Below are 22,758 nucleotides of genomic sequence, written 5' to 3'. Positions count from 1 at the left end.
TATAAACTCTTCTATTAGCAATAAAACAGAATCCAAAACTGTCAATAATTACAAAATATCCAAAATATCCTCTGTATCCAAGTATGCAGCTTAACAATTAGAAGTTTTCTTAAAAATCGAAATAAAACAAAGAAGCTGCCCTTTTTGGACAGCTTCTTTTATTTATTTTGACACAAATATTTAATCTCCATATATTCATCCAAACCATATTTCGAGCCTTCACGGCCAATACCTGATTGTTTTATTCCACCAAATGGGGCAGAGGCATTGGAAATTAATCCAGTGTTAATACCTATCATTCCGGCCTCTAAGGCTTCTCCTACTCTTTGACAACGGCGTATATTTTCACTATAAAAGTAAGCGGCTAAACCAAATGGCGTATCATTAGCTTTTTGTATCGCTTCTTCTTCTGTTGAAAATTTAAAAAGGGCACAAATTGGACCAAATGTTTCCTCGGATTGTATTAAGGCATCATCTGCAACCTCCACTAATACTGTGGGAGCAAAGAAATTTCCTTCTAGGTGTTTACCTCCTGTAGTTATCTTAGCACCTTTGCGTAGAGCATCTTGCACATGATTTTGTACTTTATCAATTGCATTTTTGTCAATCAGAGGGCCTACCTGACTTCCTGATACAAAGCCGTCAGCTACTTTTAGTTTTTCTACAGCTGCTGTAAGTTTTTGTGAGAATGTCTCATATACTGATTCTTGGACAAAGAATCTATTGATTGAAACACAGGTTTGTCCTGCATTTCGAAATTTTCCAGCGATAGCACCTTGAACTGCAGCGTCAATGTCTGCATCATCAAAAACAATAAAGGGTGCATTTCCTCCTAGTTCGAAAGATACACGCTTGATTGTACCTGCCGCTTGGGTCATGAGCATACTACCGACCTCTGTAGAGCCTGTAAATGTCAATTTCCTGACCAATGGATTTGTCGCTAATTCTTTTCCTAATCCTTTGCTGTCCTTGGAAGTGACTACAGAGAACACGCCTTTAGGTACACCTGCTAATTCACATATCTTTGCTAATGCAATAGCTGTAAATGGGGTTTTAGATGCGGGTTTTAGTACTACAGTACATCCAGAAACTAGCGCTGGTGCTAATTTTCGGGAAATCATAGCCAGAGGGAAATTCCATGGTGTAATAGCAGCGACTACACCTACGCTTTGTTTTATGGTTGATAAGCGCATATTGCCGTTTAAGGAGGGTATAGTCTCGCCATAAGCTCTTTTCCCTTCTTCAGCAAACCATTCCACAAAGGCATTGCCATAATCTACTTCACCAAGAGATTCTGTCAATGGTTTGCCTGACTCTAGTGTCATGATTTCAGCAAATTCATTTTTGTATTGGACAGTTAGCTCGAATATTCGTCTTACAATGGCACAACGTTCACCTATAGGTCTATTTTTCCATGAAAGCCATGCTTCATGTGCTGCATTTATAGCTTTTGTGCAATCATTTATTGTCAAATCTGGAAGTGAACCAATAAGTGAATTGGTTGATGGATTTATGATTTCAAACGTTTTATCGCTTTCTATCCATTTGCCATCTATATAAGCTTTTTGTGTAAAAAGTTGATTTTTCATATATTAAGAACGGTGCGTGATGTCTTAATGTTTTATAATAACAAAAAGAGGATATTTTCCTCTTTTTGTTATTATAAATTTTTTAATATGCTGTGACCCATTCGGTCTCTCTTAGTTTTTAAGTATTCTTCATTGTAAGGGTTTGGTTGGATTTCAATAGGTACATTCTCTACGATCTCTAATCCATAACCAACGAGTCCTGCACGTTTTGTTGGGTTATTAGACATTAAACGCATTTTTGTAACGCCCATATAACGTAGAATCTGTGCGCCAACGCCATAGTCTCGTAAATCAGCTTTGAACCCTAGTTGAATGTTTGCATCAACAGTGTCTACACCATCCTCTTGAAGTTTATAGGCGTGTAATTTATTGATAAGACCAATTCCACGACCTTCTTGATTCATATAGACAATGACTCCTTTACCTTCTTTTTCGATCATGTCCATCGATTTGTGCAGCTGTGGTCCGCAGTCACAACGGCAAGATCCGAAGATATCTCCTGTGACACATGAGCTGTGGACACGGACTAATACAGGCTCGTCTTCATTCCATTCACCTTTGTAAATGGCTAAATGTTGCTCGCCAGAGTTTTTTTGTGTAAAGGCTTTCATGTTGAAATCTCCAAATTCGGTAGGCATATGCACACACACCTCTTCTTTGATAAGGGTGTCATGTTTTAAGCGGTATTCGATTAGGTCTTCAATACTAACAATTTTTAAATCAAAACGCTTCGCTACTTCCATAAGGTCTGGAAGTCTCGCCATTTCGCCATCATCTTTTAAAATTTCAACTAAAACACCTGCTGGCTCGAATCCTGCTAATCTAGCTAAGTCTACAGAAGCTTCTGTATGACCAGTACGCCTCAATACACCTCCATCCATCGCTATTAATGGAAAAATATGCCCAGGACGGCCTAATTCTTCAGGTTTTATATTTGGGTCAATTAATGCTTTAATAGTTTTCGAACGATCAGAAGCTGATATACCAGTAGTACATCCATAGCCTTGAAGATCAACAGAAACAGTGAAATTTGTTTCGTATACAGCTGTATTTTGGCCTACCATCGGATGAAGATTTAATTCCTCACAACGTTCTATTGTCAAAGGAGCACATACCAACCCTCTTCCGTGCGTAGCCATGAAGTTAATTACTTCTGGTGTAGCATTGCGGGCAGCAGTCACGAAATCACCTTCATTCTCACGGTCTTCATCATCCACTACAATGATTACTTTCCCTGCCTTAATATCTTCAATAGCTTCTTCTATGGTGTTTAATTTTATATCCATCGATATATGTATATTTTGTACGCTAAGTAAATGAGATTTTTTGAAATTAGTATAACTTAAAAGTCAAATTAGAAATTATGCCTTTTGCTTGTTTATTTTTAATTTGGATTTTATCCAATCTAGTGCATATTGCATTTTTAATTTATATTGCGCAGCATCAAAAAGCGCGGAGTCTGTAGTAGACTTGTATGTCAAAAATGCAGCCAAAGGAGTTAATACAATTATTGCCATCCACATTCCCCAAAAAGCCGTTATAGCGCCATCTTTAGCGGATTTTTCAGCTACAGTAGAGATAATGTGATAGATTAGGAAAAATATAATTGACATGACTACCGGTGCGCCTAGACCGCCCTTTCTAACTATAGCACCAAGTGGAGCTCCGATCGCGAATAAGAGTAAACATGATACGGCAAGCGTAAATTTGCGATGCCATTCTACATCATATTTAATGTCTTTGTCTACCCAATCCTTGTACACACTGCCTCTAATAAATGAAGCATCACGGAATGTTTGTAGATTACTAATCGCACTATTGATTACGGATCTGCGGTTTTCCTTGGGGATATAATCGATAATGTCTTCGTTTACTTTTATTTTGGCCAGTTGCTTATCTCCTTTACTATAGTATGGAGAGGTAAACAAAATGTTGTTTTTTAATTCTGCAGCACTCACTCGTGAAATACTATCTATTTGGATTTGTGCTGTGTCAGATTTTAATTTCAACTGACGTAAATTCATCATTTGATGGTGGCCTTTAAACAAGCTTTCATCTGTACGCTTCATGTCGAAATCAGACATGTCAAATTTTGTCTCTGTTTCTCTAAAATGAAAACGAGTAAATTGTTGTCTAGGGTCGTAGCTATTCGAATTTTGCTTCCGGGAGTCCTGATACTGTACACCGTTTATCAGTTTTAATATTAGGTATTTTTGATCACGTGAATTGTACATATACCCGGTGTCAGCCATCAATACATTATTGCCAGATGTACCATTTAGTTGATTATAGATCGTGAGATGGTGCAATTCGGTGCCATCTTTAGATTTATCTTTTGCTCTAATTGCATAACCTTTTAAATCCGTGTTGAAAATACCGGGTTTAATTAAAAAGTCAGCCTTCTTCTTGGTAACATCCCAAAGCAAAGAGCCCATTTTCAAATTCACTACGGGAAGTGTGTAATCTGAAAAAATAAAAGAGGACCCAGCAAATACACCTACCAAAACAAATAATGGTGTCATTGCCTTGCGTAGTGAAATTCCAGCAGCTTTAATCGCAACCAATTCATAGCTCTCGCCAAGATTACCGAAGGTCATAATTGAAGAAAGAAGCATGGATAGAGGCAGAGCCATAGACAGCTGAACCGCACATTGGTATCCAATTAATTCGAGGATAACATGCCACTCAAGCCCTTTACCGATAAGGTCATCGATGTATTTAAATAGAAAAAGCATTAAAAGAACAAACATCACAATACAGAATGTGACGATAAAAGGCCTAATGAATGCTTGTAGTATTAAGACGTATATCTTTTTCATGTAATTGCACTTATCCGCATGTATACTATTTGAATAAGATTCAATGCAAAGATAAGTAAATTTTATGCACCAATTACACTTTGTAAGTAGCTTATCGAGTTATCCCAAATTTTTTTTGATTCATCCAAATCTTCATCTTTTACAAAGTCTACGATGGATAGAGAAACATCATTTGTCAATTCGTCCTGCATGATTTCCATTTCGAAATAATTAGGTTCGTCGTCAAGCCATTTGAATTTTACATATTTATTGTCTCTTACAGAGACTATTCGTGCTCTACGTGATTCATTATCCCAAATAAACTCATAAATGCCATCATGATAATTCACATCATCAGCAAACCATTGTGCTAACTCATTGGGTTCTACAAGAAAAGGGTATAGAATTCTTGGAGAAGAATTAATCATATATTCAAGATGAATTTTTGTTTTTTCAGACATATAAATTCTTGTGTTTTTAAGTTTATTTACACTATTGATTTCTGTAAGTATACATAATTTTATTTTAATTGTATAATGCTGAAAAGAAAATTTATTAAATCCATAATTTATATTCAATATACCGTATTCATTTATAATGAATTGTACGTTTTTTGATATTTGAACTCAGTTTTTAAATCATAAAAATGAAAAAAATACTTGCAAAGTGAAATGATGTTGCTATATTTGCATCACTGAAACGGCGGGGTAGCTCAGATGGTTAGAGCGCAGGATTCATAACCCTGAGGTCGGCAGTTCGATCCTGCTCCCCGCTACTGGATAAAGCTTCAAGGAAACTTGAAGCTTTTTTGCGTTTATAGCTTTCTGAGGCTGTTTTTCGATGTTCTGTGAGGGGTAAAAGGAATTGGAAAGTCTTCAAAAAATTTTCAAAATGGGGATGCGCTCTGTAGCAGCTCTAAGTTTTATCCAAAAATATCTTAGCACATATTCGTCCATCTGAAAATATCGTACCCAGTAATCAGGTAAAGTAATTACAAATAAAACTATTGAGACTGAGAAGGTACTTGATATTGAGGTTTTTGATCATATCATTATTTTATAAACTGTCTGCTTTAGTTTTAAAAAAAATGTCGTTTATGTTAAAAAGGGTGATGATCTACTTTTCTTTTTTCGTGTTCTCTGAGATTTGTCGATTTTACATACTTTAGAATCATGCTTTGTATTTCCCGTATTCGACTTGCACGAAGTTCTTAGAGTAACGGTAGCGTGAGACAGTATTTTGGCGGTAGGCTTTTTTTTATACTCTATGAAGCCTTGAATCGTATTTTGAGGGCGCAATGGATTGCCTAAAGTTCAACAGTAACTTATCCTAATTAATGATGTTCAATTAATAATTTAGATCATTTGTCCACCGATTGTCCACTGTTGTTATTGTGGCTTATTGGCCTTTAAGCCTTATTTTTGTTCGAATTACTTATTTTAAAATATGCACGTCTATAAGTTAAAAGCACAGGTGTTATTTGTACTGTTGCTTATTACTACTCATACATATTGTCAGGTAGAGGATAATGAAGAACATCAAAATAGTTTAACTAAAAATTCTTTAAGTATAAATACCAATCTGGCTACTTGGATTATTGGTATTCCTAGTTTAGGAGTAAGCTATAGAGTCAGTGACCGTAATGAATTGTTACTTGATGCCTCATATTCGCGTTGGAATTTCGAGCGTAAGGGGCGTCCACGTTATTGGCGTTCTTGGAATTTTTCACCACAATTTCGTTCTTATGTGAATCATGACAGAAATACATATGTAGGAGCTCAGTTTAGTGTAGGGCAGTATAATATATCAAGTCAGGTAGGTAAATATTTAGGCGGAGGACTTATTATAGGCAAGCAGTATCAGGCAGGGAAGAGTTTGTTAATAGATTTGGGTTTGACTTTGGGGTATCTACGATTTAGAGATCGTGCTAGTTACACTTATCATAATACTGTTTTTTATAAAAACCGAGTAAAAGAGGATTCGAATTATTGGGGGCCGACATCCGTATCTATCAAATTGTCAAGAAAAATAAACTAATTATGGTGTTGAATATCAGTGAAATAATTAATAAAATAAGTAAATCTATACTAGTTGTTTTAGGTCTTTGTATTATAGTACTATCTATTTCATGTGATGATATAGAGTTGGTGGATAAGCCTAATACTAAAGTTGATGTGGAATTACCATCGCTAGATGATAACGGATCGAACTCCTATACGGTAGTAATCAATGGCCAAACCATTATTATTGGCGGAGGGGGCAGCCTTCCAGAATTGTTTCCTGGTGTATACCCTATATTAGTGTATAGTAATAATCCATCAGTTACAGTTTTAGATGGCATAGCTCAGGTAGGTCTCATAAACGGTCAGTTGAATAGTTATCCAGATTTGTTTTTTTCAAAGTCTGGCGAGATTAGTTTAGAGAGCAACTCGTATGATAATACTAAGATAGAACTTGAGCAACAAATTAGGCAATTGGAAATAGCAATAAGGCCGCCTTCTGGAGGTGCCTATGACCATATTAGCACTATAGAGGGTAAATTTACAGGTGTAACAGGGAGATGGGATTTAATAAAGAATACCGCTGTGGGTCCTGGAATGGAAGTTCCTGTAAAATTTATTAAACAAGATGATGGTACTTGGTCAGCAAAGCTTCGTTTATTAGGTTTATTTGGAGAAAAACAAGAGTTGATCGGTGAGATTAGATTTTTGGAAAACTCAAATCAACCGAGGTTAAAAGCTTCTAGTTTACAAACTAATCAACAAGAGCAGATCTTACCTTTTCAATCGGATTTGACCGAATTTATTAAAGATTTCAATAGGGAAAAAAGTATACCTTTTAGTTTGAATGGAGTTATTGAATTGCCAACGGAAAGCGGTTTTGTAGTATCGATTAAAGATTGGGAACGTCAGAATGAAGCTGGTACAGCATGGTAATTATAGTTTATTGAAAGGAATAGTAAGATTATTATTTGTATATCAATATACTAGTGAATCATAAGAGGATTATACTTGTGCTATTGTAGTTAATAAAACTAGTTTTCCAGTGAGGGGTGAGGTGGTAAATTTTTGGTCTCTTGTTTATAAAGCTGGTGTTTCTTTATAGTTTTTAAATAAAAAATCGAGTAGTAATTTAGATTACTACTCGATTTTTTATTTAAGGATTTGTAGACCAAAGTGAGGCTGATTTCAACATCGCTCTTCTTGGTAATTTTAAGTTTGCGACAATTAATTCAGCGAAATCTTCAGGTTGCAATACTGTATCAGGATTACCGTCAGTAAGTTTTAGATCTTTAGACATATCTGAAGCAATAGTTGATGGCATTAATGTACAAACGCGTATGTTGTTTTTACGTACTTCACGCATCAATGAGTCTGATAAGCCAATCACACCAAACTTTGAAGCACTATAAGCTGAAGTTGTAGCAGCGCCATTTAGACCTGCTGTAGATGATACATTGATGATGTCACCTTGATTCTTTTCAATTAAGAATGGTAATACCGCTTTAGTTACAAAATATGTTCCTAAAAGATTTGTGTTTACAATGTTCACCCAAGTTTGTGGATCCATATCCAATAATGAACCAAAAGCTGCAATACCTGCATTATTGACTAAGATGTCGAATTGTCCGAAATCATTATTTAATTTCTCAATAGCTGCTGTTACTTCTTCGTAATTAGATACGTCAAAAGTAGCATAGGTAGCTTTTACGCCCAAGGCTTCAATTTCTTTAACCGTTTCAATTAGAGTAGCTTCCTGTCTACCAGTTATGGCAACATGGATGCCTTCTTTCGCAAATGCTATAGCTGTTGCTTTTCCTAAACCTCTACCTCCGCCAGTTATTAATGCATATTTTCCTTGTAAATTTTCCATACCTCAAAATTAATAATTCATTGGGATAAGGAGAGTGTCCAACTTATAAAATGACTTCAAAATCGCTTTGTGGTTAATGGCCTTAATGCCGAATTGAGTGAAAGATATGAAATTTAGTTTTCGATAATAAGATGTAGTCTATTTTTTTAATTGTGGGTTATGAGTTTCAAAACTTATTTGAGATTAGGGATCGGTTATGCAATTAGTAAATAAGGGCTGATCAAAGTGGAAGACAAAGTTATATTCCCTATTAGATAGGGATGTCTGTGAATAGTTTTTTTAAGTTGTCAAAAATTATTTGCAAGTCATGAGCACGGTCACATCTATTTTGTAGATATTAAAATCTTATGGGGTAATGGCTTTTGAACAATTTCTTACGGCTTTAATCTGTATGGAAATTATATTTTTCATTAGAATCATTTTTTTTCTTTGGGCTTAGATTTAATGCGCCTCATCTTTTTTTGTTTATAATGCTTTTAATTACTAGTGTGCTATTGTTTCTTGTTTAACCTTTTTTGTAGAGTTACAGCTACAAAATAAAGATTACTCAGTTAATTACTTAATTCAATTATTGTTAATTAATAAAATTGTATAATCAATGTGATGAATACGTTTAAACAAACCAACCTATTGCCTGCTATGATTACCTATGAAAAACAAGAGTACAAAAACATAATTCTTAAGGATATTGATATTTTCGATATTCCGTCTACAGAATCATATTCCTTACAGTATTTCGAAGAATGTAATTCAGAAAGAGTCAATGTTTTTAAAAATAACTGCTATTTGATATTATACTTTAGCAAAGGTGAATGCGAATATGAAATTGATTTTAGAAAAATACCTGTTAAGGGTGGTTCTATTCTTTTTTTGTCACCAGGTCAAATCGTGAAAGTATTAAATCAGTCTGCTATTTCGTGTTATCGAATAGTCTTTTCTGAAGAGATGTTTAACAATTACAATTATGCGAATCAAACAGTTCAAGATTATGATTTGTTTATTGATTTATGTCAAACTGTAGGATTTGAGCTAGAACCTGAAAAGGAAGATTATTTGTGTGGAATTTTTGAGTTGATTAGCAAAGAACAGGAGTCTACCTATAAAACATCAAATTCTTATATTTTTCAACATTTATTAACAGTTCTTTTACATCAATTCAAATTTTCAGACAATTTAAATTTAGTTGGGGAGAGAGCTATTGCGTTGGAATATAAAAAGCATGTTTTTAAAAATATTTCTGTAAAACATAATGTTGAGTTTTTTTGTAAGCACCTTAAAATATCCAAAAGTACATTGCAGAAGGCTACTCGATCGACCTACAATAAATCTCCAAAGGATATTATTGAGGAAATCATATTATTGGAGGCCAAAAGACAATTGCTTTTAACAGATTCTCGAATACAGGAAATTGGTTATAATCTAGGATTTACAGATCCAACAAATTTCACTAAATTTTTTAAAAGAAATATTGGGATTACTCCAGAAAATTTTCGCAAAATGAATTAAAACGATGTTAATTCATTTTGACCATTAAATAACAGTTTTGACCTTTCAAGAAGATATGTAAAGTGTTATTTTTGTGGAGTTTACCTTATTAATCTACCTGAATCGCAATAATGCACTTTGTTTGTTGCGTTTTTATAAAAAAAACATCTTTTTGTTGCTATAATGGCAATGGTTTTAATCGTTGTATGTTATAGAAAACACCTAATAGTCATGTTAGAATTTAAAAAATATCAAGCACCAAAAGTATTTAAATACGAGGTTTTTATTGAACAGTCGATCGCCTCGGGTTCTCAGGTCGCAATACGTATTGACAATTTGGAAGGGAATATGGAGTCAGAGTGGCAAAAAGAGTCGATCAGTACGGATTTAGACTGGTAATAAAAATGATTTCATATTTAAGATTATTTTGTTTCTGTTTCGCTGTTTGTGTGGGTTTGATAGGTTGTTTTCAAGAAAAAAGAGACATTTATTCCACAAGTACGCTAAATATCAATTTGGAGTATGCTGAGTATGAAAACAGTATTGATTTTAAATCAAGTGATGAGGTTGATGGAATTTTTAAACAAGAAATCCCATATAATGATGAGTTCTGTTTGGAAGTTAACGTATTGCCTGTTAAAAAAAGTCAATTTAAATCATCTTCTTTTAGAAGAGTGATAGCAGCAGGTACAACTTTTAGAATCCTGGTTTTTGATGCAAATAATAAATACTTATTAAGTAGAGACTACGTTTGTGGATCTTTGGTCAATACAGACATTCAAGTACAGACAGATAAAAATTATAGTTTTATTGTTTATTCATTTGGTAAATCAACAGCATTGCCATCACTTGCTCTTAATATAGGTGATGACATTTTTATAGCCAAACTGTTGTTAACTTCTTTTGAAGATGTTATGTCTCATTCTATTTTGAATCGTTTGATTAGTAGAAATGATAATACATTATCATTCGTTTTGAAGCATACTTTTACAAAAATTAAAACTTCCATAGATGCTGGGACAGTAGGATTGATTAATACCATAGGGAATTTTAGTGTAACAAATACATTTAGTAATGCAGAAATTAAATATACTAATCAACAAAACTCTCCATTCAATTTAAGCTTTTCAGGTTTGATTACTGATCGACCGTTGTCATCTTTTGCTATATCAAATGATAATAAATCAGCATTCTCTAATGAACAGTTGATATATGCTGATGGGATTCAGCAACAAAAACTAAAGTTGACAGCTATGACGATTGTGAATAACGTCTCAAAATCTGATATCACGCTTTTAGAATATGTTTTCAAACCAGGAGTGTATTACGAAATTGATATTAAATTGAAAAGGACTGGTCATGTAGTAGGACCTATTTCATATGCGCTAGGCAACCTTATAGGAGTCTTACAGCCAGATGGTACTTATAAATATATGATGGCTAGTAGCCAAGGAGAATATGGTGACTATTGGTATAAGAACGCAGATGGAAAATTTTATGATACACCACAAAAACATCAGGCAACTACGTGGACTGGTACACTGATAGAAGAGGTTATTGATGGTGATATTTGTCGACAAGTTGGGCCTGACTGGAGATTACCAACAGTTTCTGAAACTCAAAATCTAAGATCGTTTGGATCTTGGGACGGACAATGGAACAATACGACAGCCTATGTGCATGGTCATTATAAAAAACCTGATGATGAGATTGTATACGGATTATATTTCGGAACTAACGTTCAGCCAAGTGTTGCTAAACAAGACGAATATCTCTTTTTGCCTTTTGCAGGAGCGTACAACTCTCAGAATAAAGACAGTATGTATAGTGCCGGATTTTATTGGCATAGTGGAAATGGGCATGGTTTTTTTCAGTTTGGACATAATTATTTTTCGCCTACCATAGGAGCTGATAAAAATAGAGCAAACACGATACGATGTGTAAAAACAAATCCTTTGATAGAAATTGAAAATTAGACTTTTTTCAAGCAGTATTGGCTATCTGATTTTTTTGTTAAAAATATTCGCCTTAATCCGATTTCACCCCCAAGTGATTAAGGTGCAATTATAAGTTAAATTTTTTGTTTGCAATATTGGAGAAGTGGTGACTATATCGCTTCTCCATTATAAATTAGGATATCTCAATGATCATAATATGGTGTAGGTTTATTAGATTTAGATAATAAAAAAACAGCTATGAATAAAATGAAAATTGAGATTTGGAGCGACGTGATGTGTCCATTCTGTTATATAGGAAAACGGAGATTTGAAAAGTCATTAGAAAATTCTTCATTGAATGATAGTGTCGAAATTGAATGGAAAAGTTTTCAGTTGAATCCAGATTTGCAAACTGATCCGTCTATCCGTATTGATGAATATTTAGCACTACATAAGGGAATGCCTGTTGACCAAGCAAAAGCGTTGAATACGCAAGTCACTCAAATGGCAGCTGAAGAAGGCTTGGTCTATAATTTTGATAAATCTGTTGTTGCCAATTCGTTCAGAGCGCACGTCTTAACACATTTTGCTAAAAAATACCATAAGCAGGATGAAGTAGAAGAATTATTGTTTCAAAGTTATTTTACAGATGGTAAGAATATCGATGATATTGAAGTGTTGAAAAATTTAGCTGAAAAAGTAGGGCTAAATGCGTTGGAGTACGAAGATATTGTTGCAAAAGGGACATTGGATGATGAAGTCAAAATGGATATAAACGAGGCTCGTCAGATGGGCGTACAGGGAGTTCCATTTTTCGTGTATGATCGCAAATATGCTGTATCTGGAGCGCAGCCAGTAGAGTTGTTCGCGCAGACCCTAGAGAAGGCTTTTGCTGAATGGAAATCTACTAATAGTTGAATTCAAATTCAAAATAATTCTGAAGGTGCTTCTTGTGGGGCTGATGAGTGTGATTAAAAACACATCTAATATTTCATTTTAAGTAATACTATGTCTATGATAGTTAGTTATTTAAATGTTTGGTTAATTTTATTGACAATAATATGACCTGTTAACTTTTGCGTTTTAAAAGTCAATTGTACATTTGTCAGATAATTTAATAAATATAGATATGAAAAAAGTATTACTTACACTTACTGCTGTTGCAGGATTAGCATTAGCTTCACAAGCACAAGAGATAGGCTTTGGTAAAGGAAATGTAATTGTTGAGGGAAATTTAGGGTTTAGTTCAAGAGATAACGAAAACTCTGAGGTTAAAAATTCAAATTTCAATTTTTCACCAAGAGTAGGTTATTTCTTTACGGATAAATTTGCTGCTGGTATCAACTTTAATGTTGGTACAAGTACGGAGGACCGATACGGTGATGAAAGAAAAACTAAAAATAATAACATTGGTGCTGGTGTATTTGGTAGATATTATTTCTTAGAATTAGGTTCACGTTTCAAGACTTACGCTGAATTGAATGCTGATTATAATACCTCTAAATCAGAATTGACCGTTGCTGGAAATACTACCGATAACCCGAAAACTAATAATTTCGGTGTAAATGCTGGTATTGGAGCTAATTATTTTTTGACTGATAAAGTTGCCTTAAATTTTGCTTTTGCAAATGTAATCGGTTACAATACTTCTAAAGTAGATGTTGATGGCGCTAAAGCAGTAAATGAATTCGGTGTTAATGTAAATCAGTTCAATAACTTCTTTAATACAGCTCAATTTGGATTAACATTCAAATTCTAGTTAAAGAGATTAGCACTAATTTAATTCCTCATAAACAGATATGTTTATGAGGAATTTTTTATAGATATGGTGTTATTTATTAAAATATCTTTAAAACAAAAAAATCCTTCTCTTTATGGGAGAAGGATTTTCTTTTTCAGTACTGAAATCTATCACACTTTGATTTCAACTTCAACACCTGAAGGTAATTCAAGTTTCATCAATGCATCAACAGTTTTAGCATTTGAAGAGTAGATATCCAAAAGTCTTTTGTAAGAACATAATTGGAACTGCTCACGTGCTTTTTTGTTAACGTGTGGTGAACGTAAAACTGTATAGATTTTTTTCTCAGTAGGAAGAGGAATAGGTCCTGAAACTACTGCACCTGTAGGTTTTACTGTTTTTACGATTTTCTCAGCTGATTTGTCAACTAAATTGTAATCGTAAGATTTCAATTTGATTCTGATTCTTTGGCTCATTTTATATTTGTTTTTAAAAAGACCTCCTATTAGAGCTATTCACAATAGGAGATCGGTTTATTTTTAATAAAGTTCTATTATTCTACAGAACCTTTAACTCTACCTTTAGATTTAGCGATTACTTCTTCAGCTACGTTACGTGGAGCCTCAGCATAGTGATCAAACTCCATTGTAGAAGTTGCACGACCTGAAGTGATAGTACGTAATTGAGTTACATAACCAAACATTTCTGAAAGTGGCACTAACGCTTTGATTACTTGAGCACCATTACGAGAATCAAGACCTTGCATCTGACCACGACGACGGTTCAAGTCACCCATTACATCACCCATGTTTTCTTCTGGTGTCAATACCTCCACTTTCATGATAGGCTCCATCAACACTGGAGAACATTTAGGCAATGCTTCACGGTATGCCATTTTCGCAGCTAATTCGAATGATAATGAATCTGAATCGACAGCGTGGAATGAACCATCAATCAAACGAACTTTCATTCCTGATAGTGGGTAACCAGCTAATACACCATTCGATAAAGAAACTTCAAAACCTTTTTGTACCGAAGGAATGTATTCTCTAGGAATAGCACCACCTACGATTTCATTTACGAATTGTAAAGCAGATTTTGATGCATCGTAATCTGCATCAATTGGCGAGATAACAACTTTGATATCCGCGAATTTACCACGACCACCTGATTGTTTTTTGTATACTTCACGGTGCTCAGTAGTACCGTTGATAGACTCTTTGTATGCTACTTGAGGAGCACCTTGATTAACCTCAACTTTGAATTCGCGCTTCAAACGGTCAATTAAGATTTCTAAGTGAAGCTCACCCATACCAGAGATAACTGTTTGACCAGTTTCTTGATCAGATTTAACTACGAATGTAGGATCCTCTTCAGCTAATTTACCAAGACCGATACCTAATTTATCAACGTCAGCCTGAGTTTTTGGCTCGATTGCTAAACCGATAACTGGCTCAGGGAAGTTCATTGTCTCTAATACGATAGGGTTTTTCTCATCACAAAGTGTATCACCTGTTTTGATATCTTTGAAACCAACAACAGCACCGATATCACCAGCCTCGATGAAAGGGATAGGGTTTTGTTTGTTAGCGTGCATTTGGAAGATACGAGAGATACGCTCTTTGTTACCTGAACGTGTGTTCAATACATAAGAACCTGCATCTAACTTACCTGAATAAGCACGGATAAAACATAGACGACCTACGAATGGGTCAGTAGCGATTTTGAAACCTAATGCTGCGAAAGGCTCATTAACGTCTGGTTTGCGCAATAATTCTGCACCAGTGTCAGGGTGAGTACCTTTTACACCATCTGAATCTAATGGTGAAGGTAATAATTCCATCACTAAATCCAACATCGTTTGTACACCTTTGTTTTTGAAAGATGAACCACAAACCATAGGAACGATAGAGTTATCTAATACTGCTGCACGTAAAGCATTTAAGATTTCGCGCTCAGTTAATGAATTTGGATCTTCGAAGAATTTCTCCATCAAAGACTCATCATATCCTGCTACAGCTTCTAATAATTTTTCACGGTATTCAGCAACTTCATCCAACATATCTGCAGGAATTGGCACTTCTGTGAAAGTCATACCTTTATCATGCTCATTCCAAACGATACCACGGTTGTTGATTAAGTCAACTACACCCGTAAATGTATCTTCAGAACCGATAGGTAATTGTAAAGCTACTGCTTCAGAACCTAACATTGATTTTACTTGACCAACTACTTTTAAGAAGTCAGCACCTGAACGATCCATTTTATTTACGAAACCAATACGAGGTACTGCGTAGTTATCTGCTAATCTCCAGTTCGTCTCAGACTGTGGCTCTACACCATCAACTGCAGAAAATAAGAATACTAATCCGTCTAATACACGTAATGAACGATTTACCTCAACCGTGAAATCCACGTGTCCTGGAGTATCGATTACGTTTACTTGGTATTTGTTTCCACGGTATGCCCAGAATACAGTTGTAGCAGCAGAAGTAATCGTGATACCACGCTCAGCTTCTTGCTCCATCCAGTCCATCGTTGAAGCACCTTCGTGAACTTCACCTAATTTGTGGTTTACTCCTGAGTAGTAAAGGATACGCTCAGTAGTTGTAGTTTTACCAGCATCGATGTGAGCTGCGATACCGATATTTCTAGTGAATTTTAAATCTCTTGCCATATAATTTGCAATTTCCCTTTCGGGCAATTTGTTTTTAACAGTTTAAATAAGTACACCGACCCTGATAATAAGAAAACCTATTAACTAAAGTCGGTGTAATCATATTTGAATCGTTGTGTTCAAAATTAGAATCTGAAGTGTGAGAACGCTTTGTTAGCTTCCGCCATTTTGTGCGTATCTTCTTTCTTCTTAACAGCAGCACCTTCACCTTTAGAAGCTGAAATGATTTCTCCTGCTAATTTCTCGAACATAGTTTTTTCACCACGTTTGCGAGCGTAAGAAATTAACCATTTCATACCTAAAGCGATTTTACGCTCTGGACGTACCTCCATAGGAACTTGGAAGTTTGCTCCACCTACACGACGTGATTTAACCTCAACAGCAGGCATAACGTTGTTTAAAGCTTTTTTCCAAGTCTCTAAACCGTTTTCTTGTGTTTTTGATTCTACTAATTCTACTGCGTCGTAAAAAATTGAGTATGCGATAGATTTTTTACCATCGAACATCATGTTATTTACGAAACGTGTTACCTGAACGTCATTAAACTTTGGATCAGGTAAAATGATTCTCTTTTTTGGTTTTGATTTTCTCATTTTTCTTTCCTCCGTTTAATTATTTCTTTTTACCTTTTGCTGGAGCTGCAGCTGCTTGTCCTGGTTTAGGACGCTTAGTTCCGTATTTCGAACGACGTTGGTTACGACCTGCTACACCTGAAGTATCTAATGCACCACGGATGATGTGGTAACGCACACCTGGTAAATCTTTCACACGACCACCACGGATCAATACGATCGAGTGTTCTTGTAAGTTGTGACCTTCTCCAGGGATGTAAGCGTTAACCTCTTTACCGTTTGTTAAACGTACACGAGCTACTTTACGCATTGCTGAGTTTGGTTTTTTAGGGGTAGTAGTATATACACGTGTACATACACCTCTTCGCTGTGGACATGAGTCCAACGCTGGTGACTTACTCTTATCAACCAGAGCTACTCTACCTTTTCTAACTAATTGTTGAATAGTAGGCATTTACCTGTTTTGTTTTTAAATTTTTGTTAAAAAATCTTTTAAGTCTGCAAAGATAAAAATAAGAATTGGGATTGTAAAGTGTTGTGTAGAAAAAGTTTGTATTTGATCGTGTTGTTCTTGTCGTAATACTAAAAGTATAAGTTTTATTCATGCTAAATGAACTTTGAAAAAATAAATAAGATTAGAAAATATTATCCCAAAAGTTATATTTGCCAAAGTTATATCCTTGTATACAGGAGATAGCTTAGTCTATGAAGTATAATACTGAATTATTACATAGGGTTTCTTTAGGTGATGAAATAGCATTTCGTAAGTTGTTTGATGCATTTCATCCCAATGTTTATACAACCGTATTTCGAATTACAAATGATGAGTATATTGCTGAGGATGTGGTGCAAGATACTTTTTTGAAAGTCTGGATGAATAGGGTTGATTTGGACGAGATTGAAAATTTTGAAGGGTGGCTTTATACTATTGCAAGAAATATTACCTTTAATATCCTTAAAAAAGGGAAAAATTATAAGCAATATTTAGCAGAAGAAGGTGAAAGTTCTTTACTTCGGATTTATTCAAATACAGATTATGATGTGCAGGATAAAGACTTTCAGAATTTACTTCAAAAAGCTATTCATAGGTTACCTCCAAAACAACAACAAACGTACAAACTGCTAAAAGAACAATACTTGAAGCGCAAAGAAGTGGCTCAGATTTTAAATGTTTCACCAGAAACAGTAAAATATAACATCGATCAAGCTATGAAAAGTATACGTGCGTATTGCCTTGCGCATATGAAAGATATGCCGTTAGTATTGTTGCTGCATTTTTATTCAAAATATTTTTAGTCTCATCCCCCCCAACACAATTAGCTAATTGTCATACTTTAAAATACACGTGATAAATCAAACTTGTCCATGATAAGGACAGGTGTGTACCATTATATTATATGCCTAATAAACAACGTATAAATTATTTGTTCAATCAGTGCTTGCAGCAGCAAGAAACGATAGCAGAAAGAGGAGAGCTTAATCAATACATGATGGATGCGTCTCTAAAGGATATTGTGGAAGAATGTATGCTTGAAGCATTCTATACTGATAAACCTAAAGAATCTTTACCTATCGATACACAAGATCAGATACTAACGGCTATTTATTCTTCATCCACTAAAACGAGAAATTTTACTCTTTCAAAAACTTTATGGAGATGGACTTCAGTTGCTGCGGTATTTTTGATGATATCCGTTCCGTTAATTATCAAAACTGATTTGCATGAAAAGATATTGCAGTTTAGTTTTATAAATAACGGTGAGAAAACTTCGGTAGAAAATCAAACTAGAGTAGAGGATTCTTTAGTAAATGAATCAGCTACTTTGGAAATGGTTGATGGTACGAAACTGTATTTGCCAACATTAGCTATAGGTACCAAAATTAGCAGAAATGGTTTAATTGTTCAGAAATCTGCGCAAAATGAATTGCTCTTAAAGTATGAATTAGAAAGTCTCCATACCAAAATTAAAAATGCACATCATACCATAAAAACTCCAAAAGGTGTTAAATATAAGTTGACATTACCAGATGGTAGTATTGTACATCTCAATGCCGCAAGTAAGTTGGTGCTACCTTATTCGTTTTCGGATAGTAGCAGAAATGTGGAGTTGTCTGGTGAAGCCTATTTTGAAGTAGTAAAAGATAAAAGGCGTTTTACCGTGTTTTCTCAAAAAGCAGGTATACGACAAGAAGTGAAAGTCTATGGAACAAGCTTTAATATTTCGGCTTATTCTGATGACGATTCTTTTACGACCACTCTGGTAGAAGGGTCTGTAAATGTGCATAATCTCAATAATAAGAAGGTGTCATGGTTGAAACCAAATGAAATTGCTACATACAGGCCGACTGGAATTGAAATTGGAAAAGCGGATATCGATAAGAATCTAGCTTGGATCAATAATATTTTCTATTTCGAAGAAGAGGAATTGGATAATGTTATAAAGCAGATCAGTAGATGGTATGATGTGGAGTTTAAAGATGTTCCTGATTTACCTCAGCAAAAGTTATGGGCGCAAGTTTCTCGTGATATCCAACTCATTGATTTATTGTCCATAATCGAAAAGACATATGCAATAAAGTTTAAAATAACAGGAAAGGAGGTATACATCGTGAACTAAGTACTTGGATATAATTAAATAACAATAAGAAAAATAATTAAACCTAACATGCTCTTTAACCTAAATTAATAAGAGCTTATGAATTTAAAACTTATGTGTAAAGTATTATCAAAGCTTATTTATCCTACTTTATTAATAGCTATATGGGTTTGTAATGTTCAGTTTGTATTCGGACAGACGAAACCTATTACTATCGATAAAAAGGGAGTAACATTAAATGAATTTCTAACAGACATTCGTAAACAAACGGGCTATAATTTTGTGTTTAGCTCGAATAAATTGAATTTTAATCAACGTATAAATCCAAAATTCAAAAATGCTGATATCAATGATGTCTTGATAAAGTATTTTAATCCTACCACAGGGGTTGTTTTTATAATTAATAAAGAAACAATCGTATTGATGGATGAGGAACGTGCCGTTAAAAAAACGTACAAAGGAAGAGTTTTTAATGCCGTATCAAAGAAACCAATCGCTGGAGCAACTATTAGTTCTGGTGTCAAAAAAATAAATTCAAGATCTGATGAAAAAGGTAATTTTCAGCTAGAGCTTCCTGAATACGAATCGTATTTGGTTGTAAGTTTCCTAGGTATGAATAATGAAAAAGTATCCTTACGTCATGGAACTGAACTCGTTGTTGAGCTTTCGGAGAGAACAGAAAGTATAGCTGATGTTGTCGTGACAGGACTTTTTAGTCGTCCTACGGAAAACTTTACAGGAGCAGCAACAGCTGTAACAGGTGATCAATTACGTAGTGTAAATGCCATGAGTGTATTTGACGCTTTGAAAGTATTTGATCCTGCAGTTAGAATCCCCGACAATTTGGAGTTTGGATCGGATCCGAATCAACTTCCTAAAATCAGTTTACGCGGAACAAACAATTTTCCGGTTCAGGGTGAAGGAGGAGTGAGCAATCAATCAGGAGCAGATTTTATGGCGGCTTACCAGTCAAATCCAAGTATGCCCTTATTTATGTTGGATGGTTTTGAAGCGAGCTTGCAAAAAATATATGATTTAGATATTAACCGAATTGATAAGATAACTATTCTGAAGGATGCGGTAGCAACTTCAGCTTATGGTTCTAGAGCAGCAAACGGTGTTATTGTTGTGGAAACAAAACAACCTCAAGCGGGGCGATTGAATGTGAGTTTTACGAGTACATTACAAATCACTGCTCCAGATTTAACCTCTTATAATTTGTTAAATGCGAAAGATAAATTAGAATTAGAACGTATCAGTGGAATTTATAAAACTAACAGACCGGAAAATCAACTTATACTAGATCAGCGCTATTCAAATCGAATGGCTGCAGTAGCTTCTGGTGTAGATACATATTGGTTGTCGCAGCCATTACAGACAGGCGTTGGAACGAAGCAATCGATTTATGTGGAAGGTGGAGATAACCACGTACGTTATGGTGCATCTGCTGGATACACAAATAATAAGGGGGTAATGAAAGGTTCTGATCGCGAAACGTTTGAAGGTGGAATGGTATTATCATACCGTAAAAACAACTTTATTTTACGTAATCAGTTAAATATTAATACGAATACATCTGAAAATTCTCCTTATGGTAGTTTCGGAGATTATTCAAGAATGAATCCTTATTGGAATCCTTATGACGCCAATGGAAATGTGGTGAAAACTCTGGAGAATATTATGAATTTTGGTGTTGGGGGAACATCAAATATTTCTAATCCGCTTTACAATGCAAATATTGGAACAGTCAATTTTACTAAATATACAGGCATTAATAATAACACATTCCTAGAATGGCGTCTTGATGGCGGTTTCCGTATTACTGGTAAACTTGGTATCAATAAGCAAAATGATGAAAGCAATGTGTTCCTACCTGCTGATCATACTGCCTTCTCTAATATTACGGACTACAATTCAGAAGCTTATGCAACGAGAGGTTCTTACGATAGATCGAATTCAAGCTTTTTCAATTACGATGCAAGTTTAGTTGGAGATTATAGTAAAACCTTTGGTAAAAATTTAATATTTGCGACACTGGGAGTTTCTGCAGCTGAGCAGCAAAGTAAATCAACAGGTATATCCGTTATCGGATTTCCAAATAACCGTTTAGATGAGATTTTTTATGGTAATGCTTACCAGAATGGTAGTAGACCAAGAGGTCAAAATAATATTACGCGTAGATTTTCGTCATTTGCCAATTTCAACTATACGTATGATAGAAGAATTTTGTTCGATCTAGCGTTGAATGTTGACGGTTCTACACAGTTTGGTGAATTGAACCGCTATGCTCCTTTTGGTGCTGTTGGTTTGGGTTGGAATATGCATGAAGAATCATTTATGACATCTATGCGCCCATACATCAATAGATTTAAAATACGAGGTGGAATCGGTACGACAGGTAGCCAGCAGTTTCCTCCGTATATGGCTATCACAACATATGGCTACAATACTGCACAAGATTATTTAGGAGGTTATGGTGCTACGGTATTAGGCTATGGTAATACGAATCTGAAATGGCAAGAAACCATGAAGTATAACATGGGGGCTGATTTAGCATTTTGGGCGGATAGGTTTATCATGCGAATAGATGCTTATTATGAGTTGACTAATAATTTGTTGTTAGATGTAAATACACCACCTTCATTAGGTGTAAGTTCTTACAAAGAGAACATGGGTAAATTGGCTAATAAAGGTATTGAAGGAAACTTGAACGCTTTTATCTTTAAGCCAGGAGAATCAAAATTAACATGGTCTGTTTTTGTAAATGCGATTCATAACAGAAATGAAATTAAGGAAATTTCGAATGCCCTTAAGAAGATGAATGAAGCCAATGATCAGAATAACCAACGATTACCACAACAACGTTATGTAGAAGGTGAATCTGTAAATTCTATTTGGGCTGTATTGTCTGCTGGTATCGATCCAAGTACAGGTCAAGAGTTGTTTTATGATCGTAATGGAGAATTAACTTATGTGTGGAATGCACAAGATAAGGTGATTGTAGGTGATGGTATTCCGAAAATCAGTGGAAATTTTGGAACTAATCTAGCCTATAAAGGTTGGCAGTTTGGCGCATACTTTAGTTACCAAACAGGAGCTAAACAGTATAATCAAACCTTGGTGGATTACGTAGAAAATGCAAACTTAAATATGAACGTAGATGAGCGTGTATTCTTAGATCGTTGGACAAAACCTGGAGATGTGACATTCTTCAAAGGATTGACAGATGTTGAGGGTAATACGGTTACTTCAGCTACACTTGCTACATCTCGTTTTATGCAGAAAAACAACTACCTAAATTTCACAAGTATTTCTTTAGGGTATATTCTGCCCGAAAGATGGACTAACAAATGGAAATTGAAAAATACACGTCTTACGATGCAAGGAAATAATATATTACAACTTTCTACTATTCAAGTCGAAAGAGGCTTAGCTTATCCATTTGCTCGCAATTTTACATTTACTTTAAACACATCATTTTAATCGTAA

General features: G+C 34.9%; 19 protein-coding genes and 1 tRNA gene. 11 read left to right on the top strand and 9 right to left on the bottom strand.

Annotation, left to right across the window (positions count from 1 at the left end; translation table 11 throughout):
- Nucleotides 1–158 precede the first annotated feature (158 nt).
- The 4 genes from IPZ78_RS14050 to IPZ78_RS14035 form a co-directional block, all read right to left on the bottom strand.
- Nucleotides 159–1,589, bottom strand: a complete 1,431-nt coding sequence (locus tag IPZ78_RS14050) for an NAD-dependent succinate-semialdehyde dehydrogenase (RefSeq protein ID WP_225554623.1) — start codon at nt 1,587–1,589, stop codon at nt 159–161.
- Between the two features lie 71 nt (nt 1,590–1,660).
- Nucleotides 1,661–2,875 carry a bifunctional 3,4-dihydroxy-2-butanone-4-phosphate synthase/GTP cyclohydrolase II gene (locus IPZ78_RS14045; RefSeq protein WP_225554622.1) on the bottom strand — a complete coding sequence of 405 codons (1,215 nt, stop codon included), beginning with the start codon at nt 2,873–2,875 and terminating at the stop codon, nt 1,661–1,663.
- A gap of 75 nt (nt 2,876–2,950) precedes the next feature.
- Entirely contained in the window at nt 2,951–4,408 is a 1,458-nt protein-coding gene (locus tag IPZ78_RS14040; protein WP_225554621.1) for an LptF/LptG family permease, read from the bottom strand.
- 62 nt (nt 4,409–4,470) lie between these two features.
- Nucleotides 4,471–4,848, bottom strand: coding sequence for an START-like domain-containing protein (locus IPZ78_RS14035; protein ID WP_225554620.1), 378 nt, complete (start codon nt 4,846–4,848; stop codon nt 4,471–4,473).
- A 240-nt stretch (nt 4,849–5,088) separates the two neighbouring features.
- Between IPZ78_RS14035 and IPZ78_RS14030 the strand changes: the two genes are divergently transcribed.
- From IPZ78_RS14030 to IPZ78_RS14020, 3 genes are all read left to right on the top strand, one after another.
- Nucleotides 5,089–5,162, top strand: a tRNA-Met gene (locus IPZ78_RS14030).
- A 671-nt stretch (nt 5,163–5,833) separates the two neighbouring features.
- Entirely contained in the window at nt 5,834–6,424 is a 591-nt protein-coding gene (locus tag IPZ78_RS14025; protein ID WP_225554619.1) for a DUF3575 domain-containing protein, read from the top strand.
- Nucleotides 6,425–6,426: 2 nt separating this feature from the next.
- Complete coding sequence (locus IPZ78_RS14020; protein ID WP_225554618.1) at nt 6,427–7,323, top strand: FimB/Mfa2 family fimbrial subunit; 897 nt, start codon at nt 6,427–6,429, stop codon at nt 7,321–7,323.
- 220 nt (nt 7,324–7,543) lie between these two features.
- Here the strand turns inward: IPZ78_RS14020 and IPZ78_RS14015 are convergent, their stop codons facing one another.
- Nucleotides 7,544–8,260, bottom strand: a complete 717-nt coding sequence (locus IPZ78_RS14015) for a 3-ketoacyl-ACP reductase (RefSeq protein ID WP_225554617.1) — start codon at nt 8,258–8,260, stop codon at nt 7,544–7,546.
- Nucleotides 8,261–8,863: 603 nt separating this feature from the next.
- Here IPZ78_RS14015 and IPZ78_RS14010 point away from each other — a divergent pair.
- From IPZ78_RS14010 to IPZ78_RS13990, 5 genes are all read left to right on the top strand, one after another.
- Nucleotides 8,864–9,766: an AraC family transcriptional regulator gene (locus IPZ78_RS14010; RefSeq protein WP_225554616.1), complete on the top strand. Its 903-nt coding sequence runs from the start codon at nt 8,864–8,866 to the stop codon at nt 9,764–9,766.
- Nucleotides 9,767–9,928: 162 nt separating this feature from the next.
- A complete protein-coding gene (locus IPZ78_RS14005; RefSeq protein ID WP_225554615.1) occupies nt 9,929–10,144 on the top strand; it encodes a hypothetical protein in 216 nt (71 codons plus the stop codon).
- Between the two features lie 5 nt (nt 10,145–10,149).
- Nucleotides 10,150–11,721: a hypothetical protein gene (locus tag IPZ78_RS14000; RefSeq protein ID WP_225554614.1), complete on the top strand. Its 1,572-nt coding sequence runs from the start codon at nt 10,150–10,152 to the stop codon at nt 11,719–11,721.
- Nucleotides 11,722–11,940: 219 nt separating this feature from the next.
- Entirely contained in the window at nt 11,941–12,600 is a 660-nt protein-coding gene (locus tag IPZ78_RS13995; protein ID WP_225554613.1) for a DsbA family oxidoreductase, read from the top strand.
- Between the two features lie 211 nt (nt 12,601–12,811).
- Entirely contained in the window at nt 12,812–13,441 is a 630-nt protein-coding gene (locus tag IPZ78_RS13990) for an outer membrane beta-barrel protein (protein ID WP_225554612.1), read from the top strand.
- A gap of 152 nt (nt 13,442–13,593) precedes the next feature.
- On the opposite strand, the gene rpsJ is transcribed toward IPZ78_RS13990, so the two are convergent.
- The 4 genes from rpsJ to rpsL form a co-directional block, all read right to left on the bottom strand.
- Entirely contained in the window at nt 13,594–13,899 is a 306-nt protein-coding gene (gene rpsJ, locus IPZ78_RS13985) for a 30S ribosomal protein S10 (protein ID WP_039053489.1), read from the bottom strand.
- A 77-nt stretch (nt 13,900–13,976) separates the two neighbouring features.
- Nucleotides 13,977–16,100, bottom strand: coding sequence for an elongation factor G (fusA, locus tag IPZ78_RS13980; RefSeq protein WP_225554611.1), 2,124 nt, complete (start codon nt 16,098–16,100; stop codon nt 13,977–13,979).
- Nucleotides 16,101–16,225: 125 nt separating this feature from the next.
- A complete protein-coding gene (gene rpsG / locus IPZ78_RS13975; protein WP_132778116.1) occupies nt 16,226–16,693 on the bottom strand; it encodes a 30S ribosomal protein S7 in 468 nt (155 codons plus the stop codon).
- Between the two features lie 19 nt (nt 16,694–16,712).
- Nucleotides 16,713–17,126 (bottom strand): 30S ribosomal protein S12, encoded by a 414-nt coding sequence (gene rpsL, locus IPZ78_RS13970; RefSeq protein WP_002993550.1) that lies wholly within the window; start codon nt 17,124–17,126, stop codon nt 16,713–16,715.
- A gap of 251 nt (nt 17,127–17,377) precedes the next feature.
- On the opposite strand from rpsL, the gene IPZ78_RS13965 reads away from it, so the two are divergent.
- The 3 genes from IPZ78_RS13965 to IPZ78_RS13955 all read left to right on the top strand — a co-directional run bounded on the left by IPZ78_RS13965 (nt 17,378) and on the right by IPZ78_RS13955 (nt 22,752).
- Complete coding sequence (locus IPZ78_RS13965; RefSeq protein ID WP_225554610.1) at nt 17,378–17,968, top strand: RNA polymerase sigma factor; 591 nt, start codon at nt 17,378–17,380, stop codon at nt 17,966–17,968.
- 101 nt (nt 17,969–18,069) lie between these two features.
- Nucleotides 18,070–19,290 carry a FecR family protein gene (locus IPZ78_RS13960; RefSeq protein WP_225554609.1) on the top strand — a complete coding sequence of 407 codons (1,221 nt, stop codon included), beginning with the start codon at nt 18,070–18,072 and terminating at the stop codon, nt 19,288–19,290.
- Between the two features lie 78 nt (nt 19,291–19,368).
- The gene (locus tag IPZ78_RS13955; RefSeq protein ID WP_225554608.1) at nt 19,369–22,752 is read left to right on the top strand and encodes a SusC/RagA family TonB-linked outer membrane protein; all 3,384 of its coding nucleotides are present in this window, start codon (nt 19,369–19,371) and stop codon (nt 22,750–22,752) included.
- Nucleotides 22,753–22,758 lie beyond the last annotated feature (6 nt).

The organism is Sphingobacterium bovistauri (assembly GCF_020295405.1).
Lineage (GTDB): Bacteria > Bacteroidota > Bacteroidia > Sphingobacteriales > Sphingobacteriaceae > Sphingobacterium > Sphingobacterium bovistauri.
Note: the sequence above shows the minus strand (reverse complement) of the source record. Positions and strands in the feature narration are given on the sequence as shown.

Excerpts from the sequence above, each read along its gene's own strand:
- IPZ78_RS14050 (WP_225554623.1), bottom strand. The coding sequence starts at position 1,589 with ATGAAAAATCAACTTTTTACACAAAAAGCTTATATAGATGGCAAATGG.
- IPZ78_RS14045 (WP_225554622.1), bottom strand. The coding sequence starts at position 2,875 with ATGGATATAAAATTAAACACCATAGAAGAAGCTATTGAAGATATTAAG.
- IPZ78_RS14040 (WP_225554621.1), bottom strand. The coding sequence starts at position 4,408 with ATGAAAAAGATATACGTCTTAATACTACAAGCATTCATTAGGCCTTTT.
- IPZ78_RS14035 (WP_225554620.1), bottom strand. The coding sequence starts at position 4,848 with ATGTCTGAAAAAACAAAAATTCATCTTGAATATATGATTAATTCTTCT.
- IPZ78_RS14025 (WP_225554619.1), top strand. The coding sequence starts at position 5,834 with ATGCACGTCTATAAGTTAAAAGCACAGGTGTTATTTGTACTGTTGCTT.
- IPZ78_RS14020 (WP_225554618.1), top strand. The coding sequence starts at position 6,427 with ATGGTGTTGAATATCAGTGAAATAATTAATAAAATAAGTAAATCTATA.
- IPZ78_RS14015 (WP_225554617.1), bottom strand. The coding sequence starts at position 8,260 with ATGGAAAATTTACAAGGAAAATATGCATTAATAACTGGCGGAGGTAGA.
- IPZ78_RS14010 (WP_225554616.1), top strand. The coding sequence starts at position 8,864 with ATGAATACGTTTAAACAAACCAACCTATTGCCTGCTATGATTACCTAT.
- IPZ78_RS14005 (WP_225554615.1), top strand. The coding sequence starts at position 9,929 with ATGGCAATGGTTTTAATCGTTGTATGTTATAGAAAACACCTAATAGTC.
- IPZ78_RS14000 (WP_225554614.1), top strand. The coding sequence starts at position 10,150 with ATGATTTCATATTTAAGATTATTTTGTTTCTGTTTCGCTGTTTGTGTG.
- IPZ78_RS13995 (WP_225554613.1), top strand. The coding sequence starts at position 11,941 with ATGAATAAAATGAAAATTGAGATTTGGAGCGACGTGATGTGTCCATTC.
- IPZ78_RS13990 (WP_225554612.1), top strand. The coding sequence starts at position 12,812 with ATGAAAAAAGTATTACTTACACTTACTGCTGTTGCAGGATTAGCATTA.
- rpsJ (WP_039053489.1), bottom strand. The coding sequence starts at position 13,899 with ATGAGCCAAAGAATCAGAATCAAATTGAAATCTTACGATTACAATTTA.
- fusA (WP_225554611.1), bottom strand. The coding sequence starts at position 16,100 with ATGGCAAGAGATTTAAAATTCACTAGAAATATCGGTATCGCAGCTCAC.
- rpsG (WP_132778116.1), bottom strand. The coding sequence starts at position 16,693 with ATGAGAAAATCAAAACCAAAAAAGAGAATCATTTTACCTGATCCAAAG.
- rpsL (WP_002993550.1), bottom strand. The coding sequence starts at position 17,126 with ATGCCTACTATTCAACAATTAGTTAGAAAAGGTAGAGTAGCTCTGGTT.
- IPZ78_RS13965 (WP_225554610.1), top strand. The coding sequence starts at position 17,378 with ATGAAGTATAATACTGAATTATTACATAGGGTTTCTTTAGGTGATGAA.
- IPZ78_RS13960 (WP_225554609.1), top strand. The coding sequence starts at position 18,070 with ATGCCTAATAAACAACGTATAAATTATTTGTTCAATCAGTGCTTGCAG.
- IPZ78_RS13955 (WP_225554608.1), top strand. The coding sequence starts at position 19,369 with ATGAATTTAAAACTTATGTGTAAAGTATTATCAAAGCTTATTTATCCT.